The sequence below is a fragment of the Microbacterium arborescens genome, assembly GCF_030369635.1.
GTDB lineage: Bacteria > Actinomycetota > Actinomycetes > Actinomycetales > Microbacteriaceae > Microbacterium.
The window spans coordinates 1,942,126-1,959,647 of sequence record NZ_CP128474.1; the positions used below are offsets into that span (position 1 = coordinate 1,942,126).

The 17,522-nt window shown below is 69.9% G+C and carries 13 protein-coding genes; 5 read left to right on the plus strand and 8 right to left on the minus strand.

Annotated features, from left to right (window positions below; genetic code table 11):
* The first annotated feature begins 66 nt into the window (after positions 1-66).
* The 3 genes from QUC20_RS09280 to QUC20_RS09290 all read left to right on the plus strand — a co-directional run bounded on the left by QUC20_RS09280 (position 67) and on the right by QUC20_RS09290 (position 5,739).
* Complete coding sequence (locus QUC20_RS09280; RefSeq protein ID WP_289329666.1) at positions 67-2,739, plus strand: phosphoenolpyruvate carboxylase; 2,673 nt, start codon at positions 67-69, stop codon at positions 2,737-2,739.
* Between the two features lie 128 nt (positions 2,740-2,867).
* On the plus strand, positions 2,868-4,226 hold the full coding sequence (gene gdhA, locus QUC20_RS09285; RefSeq protein WP_289329667.1) for an NADP-specific glutamate dehydrogenase: 1,359 nt from the start codon (positions 2,868-2,870) through the stop codon (positions 4,224-4,226).
* Positions 4,227-4,347: 121 nt separating this feature from the next.
* Positions 4,348-5,739, plus strand: coding sequence for a basic amino acid/polyamine antiporter (locus QUC20_RS09290; RefSeq protein ID WP_289331507.1), 1,392 nt, complete (start codon positions 4,348-4,350; stop codon positions 5,737-5,739).
* Positions 5,740-5,752: 13 nt separating this feature from the next.
* On the opposite strand, the gene mfd is transcribed toward QUC20_RS09290, so the two are convergent.
* The 3 genes from mfd to QUC20_RS09305 form a co-directional block, all read right to left on the minus strand.
* A complete protein-coding gene (mfd, locus tag QUC20_RS09295) occupies positions 5,753-9,349 on the minus strand; it encodes a transcription-repair coupling factor (RefSeq protein ID WP_289329668.1) in 3,597 nt (1,198 codons plus the stop codon).
* A gap of 58 nt (positions 9,350-9,407) precedes the next feature.
* Complete coding sequence (gene pth / locus QUC20_RS09300) at positions 9,408-9,989, minus strand: aminoacyl-tRNA hydrolase (RefSeq protein ID WP_120262429.1); 582 nt, start codon at positions 9,987-9,989, stop codon at positions 9,408-9,410.
* A gap of 65 nt (positions 9,990-10,054) precedes the next feature.
* Complete coding sequence (locus QUC20_RS09305) at positions 10,055-10,693, minus strand: 50S ribosomal protein L25/general stress protein Ctc (protein ID WP_289329669.1); 639 nt, start codon at positions 10,691-10,693, stop codon at positions 10,055-10,057.
* A gap of 213 nt (positions 10,694-10,906) precedes the next feature.
* Between QUC20_RS09305 and QUC20_RS09310 the strand changes: the two genes are divergently transcribed.
* Positions 10,907-11,029 (plus strand): hypothetical protein, encoded by a 123-nt coding sequence (locus QUC20_RS09310; RefSeq protein ID WP_259455154.1) that lies wholly within the window; start codon positions 10,907-10,909, stop codon positions 11,027-11,029.
* Here QUC20_RS09310 and QUC20_RS09315 read toward each other — a convergent pair.
* The 3 genes from QUC20_RS09315 to QUC20_RS09325 are packed head-to-tail and all read right to left on the minus strand — an operon-like array spanning position 11,014 to position 14,265.
* A complete protein-coding gene (locus tag QUC20_RS09315; protein WP_289329670.1) occupies positions 11,014-12,051 on the minus strand; it encodes a zinc-binding dehydrogenase in 1,038 nt (345 codons plus the stop codon). The two genes, QUC20_RS09310 and QUC20_RS09315, sit on opposite strands and share 16 nt — an antisense overlap.
* Before the next feature lie 14 nt (positions 12,052-12,065).
* Entirely contained in the window at positions 12,066-12,833 is a 768-nt protein-coding gene (locus QUC20_RS09320; protein ID WP_289329671.1) for an SDR family oxidoreductase, read from the minus strand.
* A 43-nt stretch (positions 12,834-12,876) separates the two neighbouring features.
* Positions 12,877-14,265, minus strand: coding sequence for a GntP family permease (locus QUC20_RS09325; protein ID WP_120262425.1), 1,389 nt, complete (start codon positions 14,263-14,265; stop codon positions 12,877-12,879).
* A gap of 163 nt (positions 14,266-14,428) precedes the next feature.
* Here QUC20_RS09325 and QUC20_RS09330 point away from each other — a divergent pair, with 163 nt between their 5' ends.
* Positions 14,429-15,124 carry a FadR/GntR family transcriptional regulator gene (locus tag QUC20_RS09330; protein WP_120262424.1) on the plus strand — a complete coding sequence of 232 codons (696 nt, stop codon included), beginning with the start codon at positions 14,429-14,431 and terminating at the stop codon, positions 15,122-15,124.
* Here QUC20_RS09330 and QUC20_RS09335 read toward each other — a convergent pair.
* On the minus strand, positions 15,099-16,067 hold the full coding sequence (locus QUC20_RS09335) for a phosphoglycerate dehydrogenase (RefSeq protein ID WP_289329672.1): 969 nt from the start codon (positions 16,065-16,067) through the stop codon (positions 15,099-15,101). The two genes, QUC20_RS09330 and QUC20_RS09335, sit on opposite strands and share 26 nt — an antisense overlap.
* Entirely contained in the window at positions 16,064-17,506 is a 1,443-nt protein-coding gene (locus QUC20_RS09340) for a gluconokinase (RefSeq protein ID WP_289329673.1), read from the minus strand. Before QUC20_RS09340 ends, QUC20_RS09335 begins: the two co-directional genes overlap by 4 nt.
* Positions 17,507-17,522: the final 16 nt, after the last annotated feature.

The window sequence follows — 17,522 nt, forward strand, 5'->3', positions numbered from 1 at the left end:
GGGTCGGGCGGCCCGTGTGTGACCTCCGTGTCAATCGCACCTCCCCGGTGCCAGTAATTTGGAGGCATGCGCGAGCTGACCCGAACCGAAGCGATCGATCTCGTCGGCCGATACGAGGCCGAGCAGGAGATTCCCGAGGCGATGCGCTCCGACGTGCGGATGCTCGGTTCGATGCTCGGGCAGGTGCTGCGCGAGAGCGGCTCCCCGGGGCTCTTCGACGACGTAGAGCGGCTGCGGGGCGCGACGATCCAGGCCTACACCGACGACTCCCCCGAGGCGTTCGAGCGAGCAGCTGCGATCGCCGAGTCGTTCAGCGTCTCCCGCGCAGACGAGGTCGCGCGGGCGTTCACCGTGTACTTCCACCTGGTGAACCTCGCCGAGGAACACCAGCGCGTGCGTCTGCTGCGCGAGCGCGCCGGCGTCTCCGACCAGGACAGCGCGGGCGACTCGATCCCCGCCGCGTACGCGCAGCTGTCGTCCGAGGTCGGCGAAGACGAGGCAGCCCGCCGCCTGCGAGAACTGCGCTTCCACCCCGTCTTCACCGCTCACCCGACCGAGGCGCGTCGCCGCGCGGTGTCGCAGAGCATCCGGCGCCTCGTCAGCCTCCTCGAGACGCTCGAGAACTCCGCCGCGGGCGGCGCCGAACACCGCCGCGCCCGCCGGCGCATGCTCGAGGAGATCGACACGCTCTGGCGAACCTCGCCGCTTCGTGCCGAGAAGCCGACGCCGACCGACGAGGTGCGCGCGGTCATGGCTGTGTTCGACGACACCCTCTACACCACCATCCCGCTGGTCTACCGCCGCCTCGACGACGCACTTCAGGGCGACGTCGCGGGAAGCCGTCCCCCCGTGGTGTCGCCGTTCGTGCGCCTGGGCACCTGGGTCGGCGGCGACCGTGACGGCAATCCCTTCGTCACAGCATCGGTCACGAAGAAGGCTGCGGGCATCGCGGCCGAACACGTGCTGCTCGGACTCGAACGGAGCACCGAGCGCGTCGGCCGCGGGCTGACGATGTCGGGCGAGACCACGCCGCCGAGCAGCGCGCTGCGCGCACTCTGGGACCGACTCGCCGCATCCGACGACGACGGCGCCGCCGACGCCGTCAAGCGCGCACCGGGCGAGCACCACAAGCGGGTCATGATGCTGCTCGCGCGCCGCATCCGGGCCACGCGGGCTCGCGACGCGGATCTCGCCTACAGCGACCCGGAGGAGTTCCTCGCAGATCTGCGCGTGGTGCAGAGCTCGCTCGACCAGGCAGGTGCCAAGCGCCAGGCCTTCGGCGCGCTCCAGCAGCTCATCTGGGCCGTCGAGACCTTCGGCTTCCACCTCGCCGAGCTCGAGGTCCGCCAGCACTCCGCCGTTCACGCGAAGGTGCTCGCCGAGTGTGAAGCGGGCGGCGAGCTGAGCGACCTCGCGGTCGAGGTGCTCGAGGTGTTCCGCACCATCTCGCAGGTGCAGAAGCGGTTCGGGCCGCGAGCCGCCGGACGCTACATCGTGTCGTTCACGCAGTCCGCAGACGATCTCGCGAACGTCCACGCGCTCGCCCGGCACGCCGTCGGCCCCGACGGGACCCCGCCGGTACTCGATGTCATCCCGCTGTTCGAGACGTTCGCCGACCTGCAGGCGGCCCCCGGCATCCTGGCGGAGATCGTCGATCACCCGGCATTCGCCGCGCGCCTCGAGGCGACGGGCCGTCGCCTCGAGGTCATGCTCGGCTACTCCGACTCGTCGAAGGACGTCGGACCGGTGGCGGCCAACCTCGCCCTCTACGAGGCACAGGCACGCATCGCCGCGTGGGCACAGGAGCAGCACATCGAGCTGACCCTGTTCCACGGGCGCGGCGGCGCGCTCGGCCGCGGCGGCGGGCCCGCCAACTCCGCGATCCTCGCGCAGCCGCCGCACTCGGTCGACGGCCGGTTCAAGCTCACCGAGCAGGGTGAAGTCATCTTCGCCCGCTACGGCGACCCCGACATCGCCCTCCGGCACATCGATCAGGTCGCGGCCGCAATCCTGCTCGCCTCGGCACCCTCCATCGAAGAGCGCAACAGCCGTGCCGCCGAACGCTACGCCGATGTGGCGGCGACAATGGACACCGCCTCGCGCGAACGCTTCTTCTCGCTCGTGAAGGCGCCCGGGTTCGCACCCTGGTTCGCCGCTGTGACGCCGATGGAGGAGATCGGACTGCTCGCCCTGGGCTCGCGCCCGGCGCGTCGCGGTCTGTCGGTCGAGTCGCTCGAGGACCTGCGCGCGATCCCGTGGGTGTTCGCCTGGACGCAAGCGCGTATCAACCTGGCCGGCTGGTTCGGGCTCGGAACCGCGCTCGAGGCCGTCGGCGACGAAGCGCTGCTGCGCGAGGCATACGAGCAGTGGCCGCTCCTGCGCACGGTCATCGACAACGTGGCGATGAGTCTCGCGAAGGCCGACCCCCGCATGGCGCGTCGCCACCTCGCGCTCGCCGACCGCGACGACCTCGCTCAGCTCGTCGTCGACGAGATGCTGCTCACCCGCGACTGGGTCGTACGCATCGCCGGTGGCGACGGTCTACTCGCCAACAAGCCCGTGCTCCAGCGTGCCGTGAAGATGCGCAGCCCGTACGTCGACGCCCTCTCGCTGCTCCAGCTGCGTGCTCTGCGCGTGCTGCGGTCGACGGAGCACGACGCCCCCACCCCGCCCGAATGGCAGCGGCTGCTGCTGCTCACCGTCAACGGCGTCGCAGCGGGTCTCCAGAACACCGGGTGACCACGCCGGCGGTGATCGCGATCGCCGCCCCGCACCGCCGCATCGTCCGATCGTCACATGGCCGAGGCGGCCCCGGCGCGCCCGCTAGCGTGGTTCGGGTCCCGCCCGCTCGGCCAGAAAGCTCCACCATGACCGAAGACCACGCTCCCCTGCCCTCCTCCGTTCAGCCGGTGTTCGACACCGTCCTCCAGCGCAATCCGCACGAGCCCGAGTTCCAGCAGGCCGTTCACGAGGTGCTCGAGGCGATCGCGCCGGTCGTGGACGCCCAGCCCGAGCTCGCGCGCGACGGCATCCTCGAGCGACTGGTCGAACCCGAGCGGCAGATCATGTTCCGCGTGCCGTGGCTCGACGACGCCGGCACCGTTCGTGTCAATCGCGGCTATCGCGTGCAGTTCTCCTCGGTGCTCGGACCGTACAAGGGCGGACTGCGCTTCCACCCGACCGTGAACCTGTCGATCGTGAAGTTCCTCGGCTTCGAGCAGATCTTCAAGAACGCCCTCACCGGTCAGGGCATCGGCGGCGCCAAGGGCGGGAGCGACTTCGACCCGCACGGCCGATCGGATGCCGAGATCATGCGCTTCTGTCAGTCCTTCATGAACGAGCTCTACCGGCACCTCGGCGAACACACGGACGTCCCCGCCGGCGACATCGGCGTCGGTGCGCGCGAGATCGGCTACCTCTTCGGTCAGTACCGCAAGATCACCAACCGCCACGAGTCGGGCATGTTCACCGGCAAGGGCGTGCAGTGGGGCGGCGCGGAGGTCCGCACGGAGGCGACCGGCTACGGCGCCGTCTTCTTCGCGCAGGAGATGCTTGCCGTCGAGGGCGACTCCCTCGACGGCAAGCGCGTCGCCGTCTCGGGCTCGGGCAACGTCGCGACCTATGCGATCGAGAAGGCGTACCAGCTCGGCGCAACCCCGATCACGGCGTCCGACTCCTCGGGCACGATCGTCGACGAGGACGGGATCGACCTCGCCGTGCTCAAGCAGGTCAAGGAGATCGACCGCCGGCGCATCTCGGCGTATCTGGATCACCGCCCCGGCGCGACCTTCGTCGACGGGGGCCGCCCGTGGGGCACCGCGGTCGATGTCGCGATCCCCTCCGCGACCCAGAACGAGCTCGACGGCCACGATGCGCGCTCGCTCATCGACGGGGGCGTCCGTGTCGTGGTCGAGGGCGCCAACATGCCCTCGACGCCCGAAGCGGTCGATGCGTTCCGTGCGGCCGGCGTGCTGTTCGGTCCCGGTAAGGCGGCGAACGCGGGCGGCGTGGCGACATCAGCCCTCGAGATGAGCCAGAACGCATCACGTCAGCGCTGGGGCTTCGCCGACAGCGAGAACAAGCTGCGCGAGATCATGAAGAACGTTCACGACGCCGCGTTCGCCGCTGCCGAGCGGTACGGCCACCCGGGCGATTACGTCGTCGGGGCGAACGCCGCCGGTTTCGAGCGCGTCGCACGTGCGATGCTCGCTCAGGGAGTCATCTGACGCCGCCGGGGGCCCGCGCGGCGTGCGAGCGGGGTTAGGCTTTCACCCCGTGCCTGCCGATCCCTCCTCCCCCACGGACCCCGCGCTCACGCGTACCGGAGCGCGCCCGGCAACCGTGTCGATGCTCACCCTGTCGACCTTCGTCATCGGCTCGATGGTGGGAGCGGGGGTGTTCTCGCTCCCCGCCGGGTTCGCGGCCGAGACCGGAGTCGCCGGGACGCTCGTCGCATGGGCGGTCGCGGGCGGGGGCATGCTCGCGCTCGCCTTCGCGTTCCAGCTGCTCGCCAATCGCAGGCCGGATCTCGACGCAGGCGTCTACAGCTACGCACGAGCAGGCTTCGGCCGTTATCTCGGATACTTCTCGGCCTTCGGATACTGGGCCAGTGCGTGCGCGGGCAACGTCTTCTACTGGGTGTTCATCACCTCGACCCTGGGCGCGGTCTTCCCCGCCCTCGGCGCGGGCGACACGATCGCCGCCGTGGCGGTGTCGTCGGCCGGGCTCTGGCTCTTCTTCATCCTGATCCGCCGGGGCGTCCGCTCCGCTGCCGCCGTGAACCGCGTCGTCAGCATCGCCAAGACGCTCCCGATCGTCGTGTTCGTCGTCCTCTGCGCGACAGTCTTCGATCCCGCGGTGTTCGCCGCGAACTGGGCGGGACCGGCGGGAGCCCCCCTGTGGGACCAGATCCGCGCCACGATGCTCGTCACCGTCTTCGTCTTCATCGGCCTCGAAGGGGCCAGCGTCAACTCTCGCCACGCCCGCTCGCGGCGCGACGTCGGACGCGCCACGCTCCTCGGCTTCCTCAGCGTGCTCGCGGTCTTCGCCTCAGTGACGATCGTCTCGTTCGGGGTGCTGCCGCGTGAGCAGATCGCGGCGCTCGCGGAGCCGTCTCTGGGCGGAGTCCTGGAGACGATCGTGGGACCGGCGGGGGCGGTGTTCATCGGCGCCTCGCTCATCGTCGCTGTGCTCGGCGCCTATCTCTCGTGGACGCTCATGGCGGCCGAGGTCCTCCTGGAGGCCTCGCGGTCCGGCGATCTGCCGGCGTTCCTCTCGCGCACCAACGCCGAGGACACCCCGGTCGGTGCGCTCATGCTGTCGACGACGCTGGTGCAGGTGCTGCTGGTGGTCGTCCTGTTCGCCGAGAACGCCTTCTCGGTGGCACTCGACCTGACGAGCGTGCTCGTGCTGATCCCGTTCGTCCTCTCCGCGGGCTACGCACTGAAGCTCACGCTCACGGGCGAGACGTACCGCCCGGGCGAGCGGGCGCGCGTGCGCGACCTGCTCGTCGCCGTCATCGCGACGGGTTACACGATCTTCCTTCTGATCGCGGCCGGCGCGCACTACCTGTTGCTGTCTCTGCTGATCATCGTGCCCGGGACCGCGTTGTTCGCTGCCGCCCGCCGACGCGCGGGGGCACGCGTGTTCACGCGGGCCGAATGGGTCGTTTTCGCGGCCGCGGTCGCCGGTGCTGTGGCTGCCGTCGTGCTGCTCGCGACGGGCCGGATCAGCATCTGACCCGGCCCGACGGTCAGGATGTCGCGGACGATGCGGCCGGCGCAGCGACGGGGAAAAGCTGCTCGAGCAGCTGCCCCGTCCACGCGATCAGGTCGGCGTCGCTGAGCGCAGCGCCACCCGCGGTCGGCAGCGGAACCACGAGGGCCTCGCCGCCGGCGAGCAGCTTGGCCTTGGGGTACAGGCGCTGCAGCCGGATGCGCATCGATTCGGGCAGGCGCGCCGGCGCGACCCGCAGATTGGGCCCCATCGCGACGACGTCGGTGAGGCCCGATTGGGCAGCCCGTCGGCGCAGACGGGCGACCGCCAGCAGGCCCTCCACTTCCGCGGGCGGACGGCCGTACCGGTCGGTGAGCTCCTCGACGACGAGATCGATCGCGTCGTCCTTGGCGCTGACGGCTGCCGCCGCCGACAGCTTCTGGTAGGCCTCCAGTCGCAGCCGCTCGCTGTCGATGTAGTCCTCGGGGATGCGCGCCGCCACGGGCAGCTCGAGCCGCAGCTCTGCCGGGCCGTCGACCTCCTCGCCGCGGAAGGCCGAGACGGCCTCGCCGATCATGCGCAGGTAGAGGTCGAATCCGACCCCGGCGATGTGCCCCGCCTGCTCGGCCCCCAGGAGGTTTCCGGCGCCGCGGAGCTCGAGGTCCTTCAACGCCACCTGCATACCCGAGCCGAGGTCGTTGTTGACGGCGATCGTCTCGAGACGATCCGCGGCGGTCTCGCTCAGCGGCTTGTTCTCGTCGTACAGGAAGTACGCGTACGCCCGCTCGCGCCCGCGTCCGACGCGGCCGCGCAGCTGGTGCAGCTGACTCAGACCGTACTTGTCGGCGCGGTCGATGATGATCGTGTTGGCGTTGGAGATGTCGAGCCCGGTCTCGACGATCGTCGTCGAGACGAGGACGTCGGCGCGACGCTCCCAGAAATCGTCGACGACTTGTTCGAGCTGGTGCTCGCCCATCTGGCCGTGCGCGACCGCGATACGCGCCTCCGGCACGAGCTCGCCGAGCTGCGCCGCGACGCGCTGAATCGACTGCACGCGGTTGTGCACGAAGAACACCTGGCCTTCGCGCAGGAGCTCGCGTCGGATGGCGGCGGCGATCTGCTTGTCGCTGCGAGGGCCGACATAGGTGAGGATCGGATGCCGCTCCTCCGGCGGTGTCGCGAGGGTCGACATCTCGCGGATGCCGGTGACGGCCATCTCGAGTGTGCGCGGAATCGGCGTCGCGCTCATCGCGAGGATGTCGACGCCCGTCTTCAGCTTCTTCAGCGAGTCCTTGTGCTCGACGCCGAACCGCTGCTCCTCGTCGATGATGAGCAGGCCGAGGTCTTTGAAGGCGACCTTCTCCGTCAGGATGCGGTGCGTGCCGATGACCATGTCGACGGTGCCGTCGGCGAGTCCCTCGACCGTCTCTCGTGCCTGCTTGGGCGTCTGGAACCTCGACAGCGGCCGCACCTTGACGGGGAAGCCCGCGAACCGCTCGGTGAACGTCTCGAGATGCTGCTTCGCGAGGAGCGTGGTCGGGACGAGCATCGCGACCTGCTTGCCCTCCTGGATCGCCTTGAACGCGGCGCGGACGGCGACCTCGGTCTTGCCGAACCCGACATCGCCCGAGAGCAGACGGTCCATCGGGATCGGCTTCTCCATGTCGGCCTTGATCTCGTCGATCGTCTGCAGCTGATCCGGCGTCTCTGCGAACGGGAAAGCCTCTTCGAGCTCGCGCTGCCAGGGCGTGTCGGGTCCGAACGCGTGACCCTTCGACGCCATGCGCGCCGAGTAGAGCTTGACGAGCTCGACGGCGATGTCGCGGACGGCCTTGCGCGCCTTGCCCTTCGCCGCGGCCCAGTCGCTGCCGCCCATCTTCGAGAGCACCGGTGCCTCGCCGCCGACGTAGCGTGAGAGCTGATCGAGCTGGTCGGTGGGCACGAAGAGCTTGTCGCCGGGGTAGCCGCGCTTCGCGGGCGCGTACTCGAGCACGAGGTACTCGCGCTGCGTCTTGACCGGGTTGCGCCCGCCGCTCGACACCTCACGCTGCACGAGCTCGACGAACTTGCCGATGCCGTGGGTGGAATGGACGACGACATCGCCGGGCTTGAGCTGGAGCGGGTCGACGACGTTGCGTCGCCGCGTCGCGAGCTTCTTCACGACGCGGCCGTCGCTGCCGATCGTGCGACCGTAGAACTCGCTCTCGGTCAGGACGGCGAGCTTCGCCTCGTCCGACTCGAAACCGCGCTCGAGCGAGGCCACGACGCAGACCGCGACGGCCTCCTCGTCGAGTTCGGCGACCCCATCGCTCGTGCGCGCTGCGATACCCCGCTCCGCCAGCACGTCGCGGGCGCGATCGACGAGACCGGGACCGGAGGCGCACACCACGACGCGCCAGCCGCGCGCCAACAGGTCGCCGATGTGGGCGGTGGCGCCGTCGACGTTGCCCTGGAACGACGGCACCGCGCTGCCGACGATGCGCAGGTCGTCGCCGGTGTCGGTCAGCCCTTCGTCAGCGGCATCCGCGGCGCCCGAATCGAACGCGCTGAGCGTCCACCACACACCGGAGCGCTCACGCATCGCCTCACGCAGTGCGGGAAGGGTGAGGAAGTCGCCCGAGCCGAGGTCGACGGGGCTGTCGGCCCCGGCCGTCGCCGCGCTCCACGCGGCCTCGAGGAACTCGCGATTGGTCTCGCCGAGGGTGCGTGCGCGGGTACGCGATCGCTCGGGATCGACGAGAGCGATCGCGGAATCGCGGGGCAGATAGTCGACGATCGGCACGACGCCTTCCGCCAGCGCGGGCAGGAGAGACTCCATGCCCTCGACGGGGATGCCCTGCGACATCTTCTCGAGCATGCCCGTCAGACTCGGGAAGGTCGGCGCCATCGCCGCTGCCCGCTCCCGCACGGCGGGTGTCAGCAGCAGTTCGCGCGCCGGAAGCAGCTCGGCCTTCTCGACCTCGCCCGGAAGCGAGCGTTGATCGGCGATCGAGAAGGCGCGGATCTGATCGATCTCGTCGCCGAAGAAGTCGATGCGCAGCGGGTGATCGGCTTCGGCCGGGAAGACGTCGAGGATGCCGCCGCGCACCGCGAACTCGCCGCGTCGCGAGACCATGTCGACCCGATGATAGGCAAGTTCGACGAGCCGGCGGACGACCTGTTCGAGGTCGCTTCCGCGCGTGCCGACGGACAGCGTCACCGGCTCGGCGTCGGTCAGGCCAGCGGCGAGCGGTTGCAGCGCCGCGCGCACGGATGCCGTGATGATCAGCGGGGTGCGGCCGTCGTGCGCGGCCGCGCGGCGGAGCACGGCCAGGCGGCGGCCGACGGTCTCGGGGCTCGGGCTCAGACGCTCGTGCGGCAGGGTCTCCCACGCGGGGAAGTGGACGATCTCGGCCTCGGGCACGAGGCACTGCAACGCCGCACCGAGCGTCTCGGCCCGGCGGCCCGTGGGCGTGACGGCGAGGACGACGGCGGGACGTCCGTCGCGACGGCGCTGTTCGAGCAGCGCCGCGAGGAGCGGGGCGTCGAGGCCGTCGGCGAGCGAGTAGTCGACGCTGCCGAAGGCGCCTGATGTCACCGCCTCCCGGAAGGAGTCAGCCTGCGAAAGGGCGCGCACGATCCCGGGAACTGTCACCACAGAAGCCTACCGCCGGCCGCCGACACGGGCGCCTCGCCGTCCTCCGACAGCGCGGTCAGCGCGGTGCGTGGAAGCGCTGCTGAGCGGCGAGCAGGCCGTCGCCGACGACCGTCTCGACCGCGTCGGCCGCATCCGACACGAGGATGCCGAGCGTCTTGCGCTCGGTAGCGGAGAACGGGTCGAGGACCCAGTCGGCCGGATCCTGGACACCCGGGGGCCGGCCGATCCCGACGCGGACACGCGCGAACTCGGGGGTGCCGAGGGCCTTGGCGATATCACGCACGCCGTTGTGCCCGCCGTGCCCCCCGCCGGTCTTGAGCTTGATGGTGTCGAAGGGGATGTCGAGCTCGTCGTGGACGACGACGACGTGATCCGGATCGACGCCGTAGAACGACGCCAGGGCCGCCGCGGGGCCACCCGAGACGTTCATGAACGTCTTCGGCTTGGCCAGCACCATCTTGGCCGCGCCGGGACGGAGCCACGACTCCGCAGCCCAAGCGTTGGCCTTGTGCGCGCGCAGCGTCTCGCCCCGCCGGCTCGCGAGTTCGTCGATGACCATCTGACCGATGTTGTGCCGGGTCGCCTCGTAACGCGGCCCCGGGTTGCCGAGACCGATGATGAGCCAGGTGTCCGCCATGGCGCGCCTTTCGAACGACGGAGCCCGTCCTCACGAGGTGAGAACGGGCTCCGCACGGATGAGTCTTACTCGGACTTCGCGTCGCCCTCGGCCTCGTCCGACTGCTCGGTCGCGGTCGCCTCATCGGCGGCCTCGATCGCGTCGGCGGCGGCGTTCGTCGAAGCAGGAACCGACACGGCGACGACGAGCGTCTCGGGGTCGGTGATCAGCGCGGCGCCGCGGGGCAGGTTCAGGTCGGCAGCGGTGATGCGCGCGCCGTCCTCGAGGCCCTCGACGTCCACCTCGACGCTCTGCGGGATGTGAGTCGCCTCGACCTCGAGCGTGATCGACGACGCATCCTGCGTCGCGATGGTGCCCGAGAAGGGCTCGCCCGTGACGACGACAGGAACGTCGACCTGGACCTTCTCGCCCTTGTTCACGACGAGGAGGTCGATGTGCTCGATGATCTGGCGCACGGGGTCGCGCTGGACGTCCTTGACGAGGACCAGCTGCTCCTTGCCGTCGATCGTCAGCTCGATCACCGCGTTGGCGCGGCGGACCAGCAGCAGCATCTGGTGGCCCGGCAGGGCGACGTGCACGGGGTCGGTGCCGTGGCCGTAGATGACGGCGGGGATCTGGCCAGCGGCACGCAGACGGCGGGCGAAGCCCTTGCCGAAGTTGGTGCGCGTCTCTGCAACGACCTTGGTGTCGGTCTCGGTGGACATGCGTTTCTCCTTGTGGGCCCGAGGGCCGGCTCAGCGGTATGCGGGTTCGACGCGAACGCGAGCGCGTGGAGAGGAAACGTCCTGCACACACCCTCGTCGATCACGGATCCCGGTTCCCGCACAGCGGGCACGCGGCATCCCTCGCCGAAGTACACCCCCACTCTACCAGCGCTGGGTAGGGTGGATGAGACGTCGCCTACGCCCGGAGGAAAAATGGATTACGGCTGGTTCTCACACGTGCTTCTGTGGGTCATCGGTGCGATGACGCTCGGCTCGATCGTCTCCGTCAGCCTCGCGCTGTTCTCGATGGGCCGGCAGGGCTACCGCAAGGGCTGACCCGTCTGCCCCGCGGGCCAGACCGCGACGACGACCTTCCCGGATGCCTCCGAGTCCTTCGCCGTCGCGAACGCCTCGACGATGTCGTCGGCGTCCACGACGTGGGTGATCACCTGTTCGATCTCGGGGCGCTCATCGAGCAGCCGGACGGCCTCGTCGATCTCATCCTTGAATCGGAATGTGCCGACGTAGACCACTTCCTTGGAGATGAACGGCGCCAAGTTGACCGGTCGCGGTTCGTTGGGAACCATGCCCACCTGCACGACGCGCCCGGCCGGGCGCACCGCGCGCAGCGCCGCGGACACCGACGCCGCGACTCCCGAGCACTCCAGCACGACGTCGTAGGCGTCGGCCGGCGGCTGCTCGCTCGTCACGTCGAACGTCGTCGTCGCACCGAGTCGTCGTGCCCGCTCGAGGGGCCCGGCTAGCACGTCGGTGGCGTGCACCTCCCCCGCGCCGGCGGCGATCGCTGCGGCCACCGCAAGCAGTCCGATCGGACCGGCTCCGGTCACGAGCACACGCGCCCCCGCGACATCGCCCGCTTTGCCGAGCCCGTGCAGAGCCACCGCGAGCGGTTCCGCCAGCACGGCGCGACGGATCGGCAGGGACGTCGGCAGCGGTCGCACCATGGCGCGATCGGCGACGATCAGCTCGGCGAGCGCGCCCTGCGTGTGCGGCGTCGTCGAGGCGCTGCCGAGGTAGGCGCCGCCCGGCCAGAGGTGGGGATCGTCCGCGATCGCCTCGACCTTTCGGCCGAAGGTGGCGGGGTGAAGTGCCACCGGCGTGCCGGACTCCCACTCACCCGAGGGGTCGAGGTCGATCCGGCCGCTGAGCTCGTGACCCGGGATGAGCGGCTCCCGCACGACGAACGCGCCGTTGGCGCCCTCGTAGTAATAGTGGAGGTCCGACCCGCAGATTCCGATGTAGTCGACACGGATACGCACCTCCCCCGGGCCGGGGACGGGCTCGGCGACATCGGAGATCTCGATGTGCTGCTTGCCGTGGATGTGTGCTGCGCGCATGGTGGTCCTTCCGGTCAGACGACGGCGGTCATGCCGCCGTCGACGAAGATGTTCTGTCCCGACACGAAGCTCGAAGCGTTCGAGCAGAGGAAGAGCAGGGCTCCGTCGAGCTCGCTGAAGTCGCCCCAGCGCTGTGCCGGCGTGCGCTGCGTGAGCCACGCGCTGAAGTCGGCGTCGTCGACGAGCGCGCGATTCATCTCGGTCGCGAAGTAGCCGGGCGACAGCGCGTTGACCTGCACGTTGTGACGGGCGAGGTCGGCCGCCATCCCCTTCGTGAGCTGCGCGACCGCCCCCTTGGTCGCGGAGTACGGTGCGATCGTCTGTCGCGCCAGCGCCGACTGCACCGAGGCGATGTTGACGATCTTGCCCGACCCGCGCTCGACCATCCCCGGCGCCACGAAACGCGCGACGTAGAACACGCCGCTGAGGTTGGCGGCGACGATCTCGTCCCAGTCGGACACAGCGAACTCCGCGAACGGAGCGCGCCGCTGGATCCCGGCGTTGTTCACGAGGATGTCGGGCACCCCGACCTCGGCGACGATCGCCGCGACGCCCGCCTCGACGGCCGCGGCATCCGTGACATCGAAGACCGCTGACACCGGTGCGGGCGATCCCGCCTCGGCGGCTTCGCGCCGCGTGCGCTCGACCGCCTCGGCGTCACGCCCGTGCACGACGACTCGGGCGCCTTCACGGGCCAGGGCGAGCGCGAGGGAACGCCCCAGCCCTCGCGACGAGCCCGTCACGAGGGCGACGCGCCCGGTCACATCGAACAGAGAGGACATCGGAACTCCTTGTCGTCCGGAAGGGAAGCAGTCGTCGGCGAAGTCAGATGAGCGACGCGAGCCCGAACAGACCGAGCACCAGGACGAACGCGGTCACGGATTCGATGGCCTGCTGCACGGTCCACGTCTTCAGGGTGGTCTTCACGTCCATGCCCATGAGGCGACCGACGAGCCAGAAGCCCGAGTCGTTGACGTGCCCGGCGAACACCGAGCCGGCCGCGGTGGCCAGCACGATCGCGGCCACCTGGAGCGGGTTGAAGTCGCCTGCGACGACAGCCGGCGCGGCGAGGCCCGCGGCAGTGACGAGCGCGACGGTGGCGGAGCCCTGCGCGAGACGGATGATGACCGCGATGACGTAGGCCGCGACGATGATCGGCAGGCCCAGGTCGGACAGCGTGTCGGCGAGCGCGTCACCGATTCCGGAGGCACGAAGGACTCCGCCGAACATTCCGCCGGCACCCGTGATGAGGATGACCGAGGCGACGGGGCCGAGGGCCGAGTCGACGACCTTCTCGAGCGCGGTGCCGTTCTCGCCGCGACGCGTGCCCAGGACGAAGGTGGCCACGATCACCGTGATGAGCAGAGCCACGAAGGAGTTGCCGAGGAGCACCAGGACCTGGACCCAGAGGTCGTCGGTCGAGACGATGCCCTCGGTCGCGAGCGTGGTCAGTCCGGTGTTCATGAAGATCAGGAGCATCGGAAGCAGCAGGAGCAGGATCACGGTGAGCGGACGCGGCGGGTTCGCGGGCTGATCGTCGTCCCTCTCTCCGAACAGCGCGGGCACGGGCAGCGGGATCCGAGCGGCGATGAACTTGCCCCAGAGGTAGCCCGAGACGTACCAGACGGGGAAGACGATGACGAGGCCGAGAAGCAGGACGAGACCGAGGTTCGCACCGTAGGCCTCGGTCGCGGTGACCGGTCCGGGGTGCGGCGGCAGGAAGACGTGCATGACCGAGAACGCCGCGGCGGCGGGGATGCCGAACAGCAGGACGTTCGCCTTCGAGACGCGACGCGCGATCGCGAAAATGATCGGGAGCATCATGACGAGCCCCGCGTCGAAGAACATCGGGAAGCCGAGGATGAGCGAGGCGATGCCGAGCGCGAACGGAGCGCGCTTCTCACCGAAGACCTCGACGAACTTGTCGGCGAGCGATTTCGCGCCGCCGGAGTGCTCGATGAGCCGCCCGAGCATGGCGCCGAGGGCGACGAGCAGGGCGACCCCGGCGAGTGTCCCGCCGAAGCCGTCGGTGAGCGTCTTCGCGATCGCCGAGACCGGCACCTGCGCGACGAACGCGGTGAGCAGCGAGACGATGATCAGCGTCAGGAAGGCGTGCACCTTGCAGACGATGATCAGGAACAGGATCAGGGCGATCGCGCCGACTGCGATGAGCAGCAGCGGTCCGGCACCCAGCGTCTGGGTCCAGTCTTCCATCGGTATCTCCGTTGATGTCGGGAAGCGGACGCCCCGGGGCTGAACCCCGCGGATCGTCCCGCGTTAGTATTCGAGCTGCCCCGTGCCACGGCAGCGGAGCAGAGCGATCCTCGCACAATGATCGTATCTTTTACAACCACTGATCGTATTTTTCGGAGGCGTCATGGCGCAGGCATCCCACGGGTCCGTGCTCGACGCGCTCGGCCTCCGCATCGCATCGGGCGAGCTCGCGCCCGGATCGGTGTGCACCCTGGCCGACCTCGAGGCCGAGTTCGGTGTCTCTCGCACGGTCATCCGCGAAGCGGTTCGCGTGCTCGAAGCGATGGGAATGCTCTCCTCGCGCCGCCGGGTCGGTCTCACCGTGACGCCGACGAACGAATGGAGCGCGCTCGACACCCGCCTCATCGGCTGGCAGCTCGCCTCGCCCCGACGCGATCACCAGATCGTCGTGGTCAACGAGCTGCGCTCCGCGGTCGAGCCGATCGCCGCACGACTGGCCGCCCAGCGCGGCACCGACGTGCAGCGGTCCGAACTCCTGCGCCTCGCTGCGCGGCTGGAGGAGCTGGGTCGGAGCGGCGAGGGCGCATCGCCCGAGTACCTCGAGGTCGACATCCAGTTCCACGACCTCATCCTCGACATGAGCGGCAACCTCATGCTCGCCGCGAACAAGGCGGCGATCGCCGCGGTGATCGCGGGGCGATCAGACGTGGGACTCACTCCTGCCGTCCCGTACGAAGAGGCTCTCAACAACCACGTGCAGACAGCCGCGGCGATCGCGCGCGGCGACGCCGACGGCGCGGAACGCCACACCCGCGGCTACGTCGACGCCGTCCTCAGCGAGGTGCGGGCGCTGGTGTGACCAGCCCGTCGGGCCGACCGCCGCGAAGCGCCGTCAGAAGCGCATCGATCGACTGATCCGTCATCCGTTGCACCGCACCGCTCGTGTGTCCTCCCGCGTGCGGCGTCGCCACCACGCCCGGGTGCCCCACGAGTGGCGAGCTGGAGGGCGGCTCCGTCTCGTAGACGTCGATCGCGACGCCGTGGAGACGACCGTCGTCGAGCGCGCGGCGTGCCGCATTCTCGTCGAGAAGTCCGCCCCGAGCGGTGTTGACGACGATCGCGCCGGCGGGCAGCAGCGCCAGCCTCCGCTCGTCGAGCAGATGCCGGGTCTCGGGCAGCAGCGGCACATGGAGGCTGACCACGTCGCTGCGCCTGCACAGCTCGTCGATGTCGACCCGCTCGACCCCGGCCTGCGCGAACGCCTCATCGGGAAGCATCGGGTCGAACACGATCACCCTCATCCCGAGGGCCCGGGCGCGTTCGGCGACGAGCCGGCCGATCGCGCCGAAACCGACGACCCCGGCGGTCGCGCCCGTGAGCTCCTTGCCTTCGAGGCGCGGCCACTCCCCCGCGCGCACGGCTTCGTCGAGTCTCGAGATGCGCCGCGCGGCGGCCAGAATGAGACCGACCGCGAGCTCGGCGACCGCGATCGCGTTCGCACCCGGGGTCCGCGTCACGACGACACCTCGCGAGGCCGCGGCGTCCAAGTCGACCCGGTCCACCCCGACGCCGTAGCGGGCGAGCACGCGCAAGCGGGGCGCGGCCGCGAAGACGGTCTCGTCGTAGTCGTCGAGCCCGGCGATGATGCCGTCGACGTCGGCGACGAGCGGCACGAGCTCGGCCGGAGTCAGCGGCCGCCCGTGCGGGTTGAGGATCACCTCGTCGACCACCTCACGGAGACGGCCCAGCGATGCGCCGTGCGGGTCACGGCACAGCGAGGTCGGCGTCACCAGCACCTTCATCGTGCCGCCCCCTGCGAGCCGGGCACGGTGCGCTGGTACTGATCGAGATAGCGGGCGAACCCCTCGTCGTAGCGATCGCGGTGCTGCTCGCGGGGAGTGATCGTGCGGACCTCGACGTCGTCGAAGGCAGGATGCCGCAGGTCGAGCCCGCTTGCGAGCATGCCCATGCGCACCGCACCGACGATCGAGGTGTGCTGCTGCGCCGACACCTCCATCTCGACCCCGAAGACGTCGGCGGTCAGCTGCGTCCAGAACGGCGACGACAGGACTCCACCGGAGAGGATGATCCGACGCGGCGTGCCGCCGAGCGCGGTGAGCTCCTTGTAGCAGTGGTAGAGCGAGTAGACGATGCCCTCGAGGACCGACTGGTACATGTCCACCCGCGAGTGCGCCGGCGCGAGGTCGACGAATCCGCCGCGGCGCTGATCCTGCCAGCCCGGGCTCCGCTCGCCGAACAGGAAGGGCAGGAAGACCGGGAGGTCGACGCGGTCGGTCGACAGCGACGGCTCGATGTCGAGGTAATCCGTCGACGCCCCGAAGAGTCGATCACGCGCCCAGTCGACGCAGTTGCCGCATCCTGAGGTCGCGGCGCCGCTCAGAGCCCCGAGCGGCGAACGGTACGACCAGGTGCTGAGGGTGGGAGAGAACGCCGGATGGCGCGACGCGACGCGGAGAGCACCACTCGTCCCCATCGAGAAGGTCATCTCGCCGGGCTCGGTCGCGAGGTCGCCGATCTGATTCAAGCCGCCGTCCGGGCCGGGCGTCAGCACCGGGGTGCCTGCGGCGAGCCCGAGGAGAACCGCAGCCTCGGCCGACAGTGGCGCCGTGGCGGTCGTCGCGTGCAGCTCGGGCAGTCGTACCCGACCGAGGTCGAACCGGTCGATGACCTCGCGGTCCCACGTCGCGTCCGTGGCCGAGAGCAGGCCGCTGCCGGAGGCCAGCGAGTCGTTCGTCCAGACCTCACCCGTCATCCGGGCGAAGATGAGGCTGGCCTGGTCGAGGGCGACGAGACCGTCGATGTCGAGCCCCTGCGACCGGAGGTGCTGGAGCTTGAACACGGGGTAGATGGCGTTCACCATGCAGCCGGTGCGCTCGTAGAACCACCACGTGAAATCGTCGTCGGCACGCAGGGCGGCGCTGAGATCCTGCGCTCCGGTGTACGGCCACTCCATCACCGGCGTGACTGCGGAGAGGTCGCCGGAGCGCAGCGTCAGGCCGTGCCACGTGCCGCTGAGCACGATGAGGTCGATCCGTTGCCCCGCCGCGGCTTCGCGGCCGAGGGCCATGAGCTGGATGTAGATCGCGTCCCCGTCGCGGACCGCGGAATCGGGTCCGTCGACTTCGAACCGGCGACTGCGGACGGCGACGGCACCGGTGTCCGTGTCGAAGAGCATGGTCTTCGCCGAGGTGGTGCTGGCTTCGAGAGCGAGGATCTTCATAGGGGCCCATCTTCGG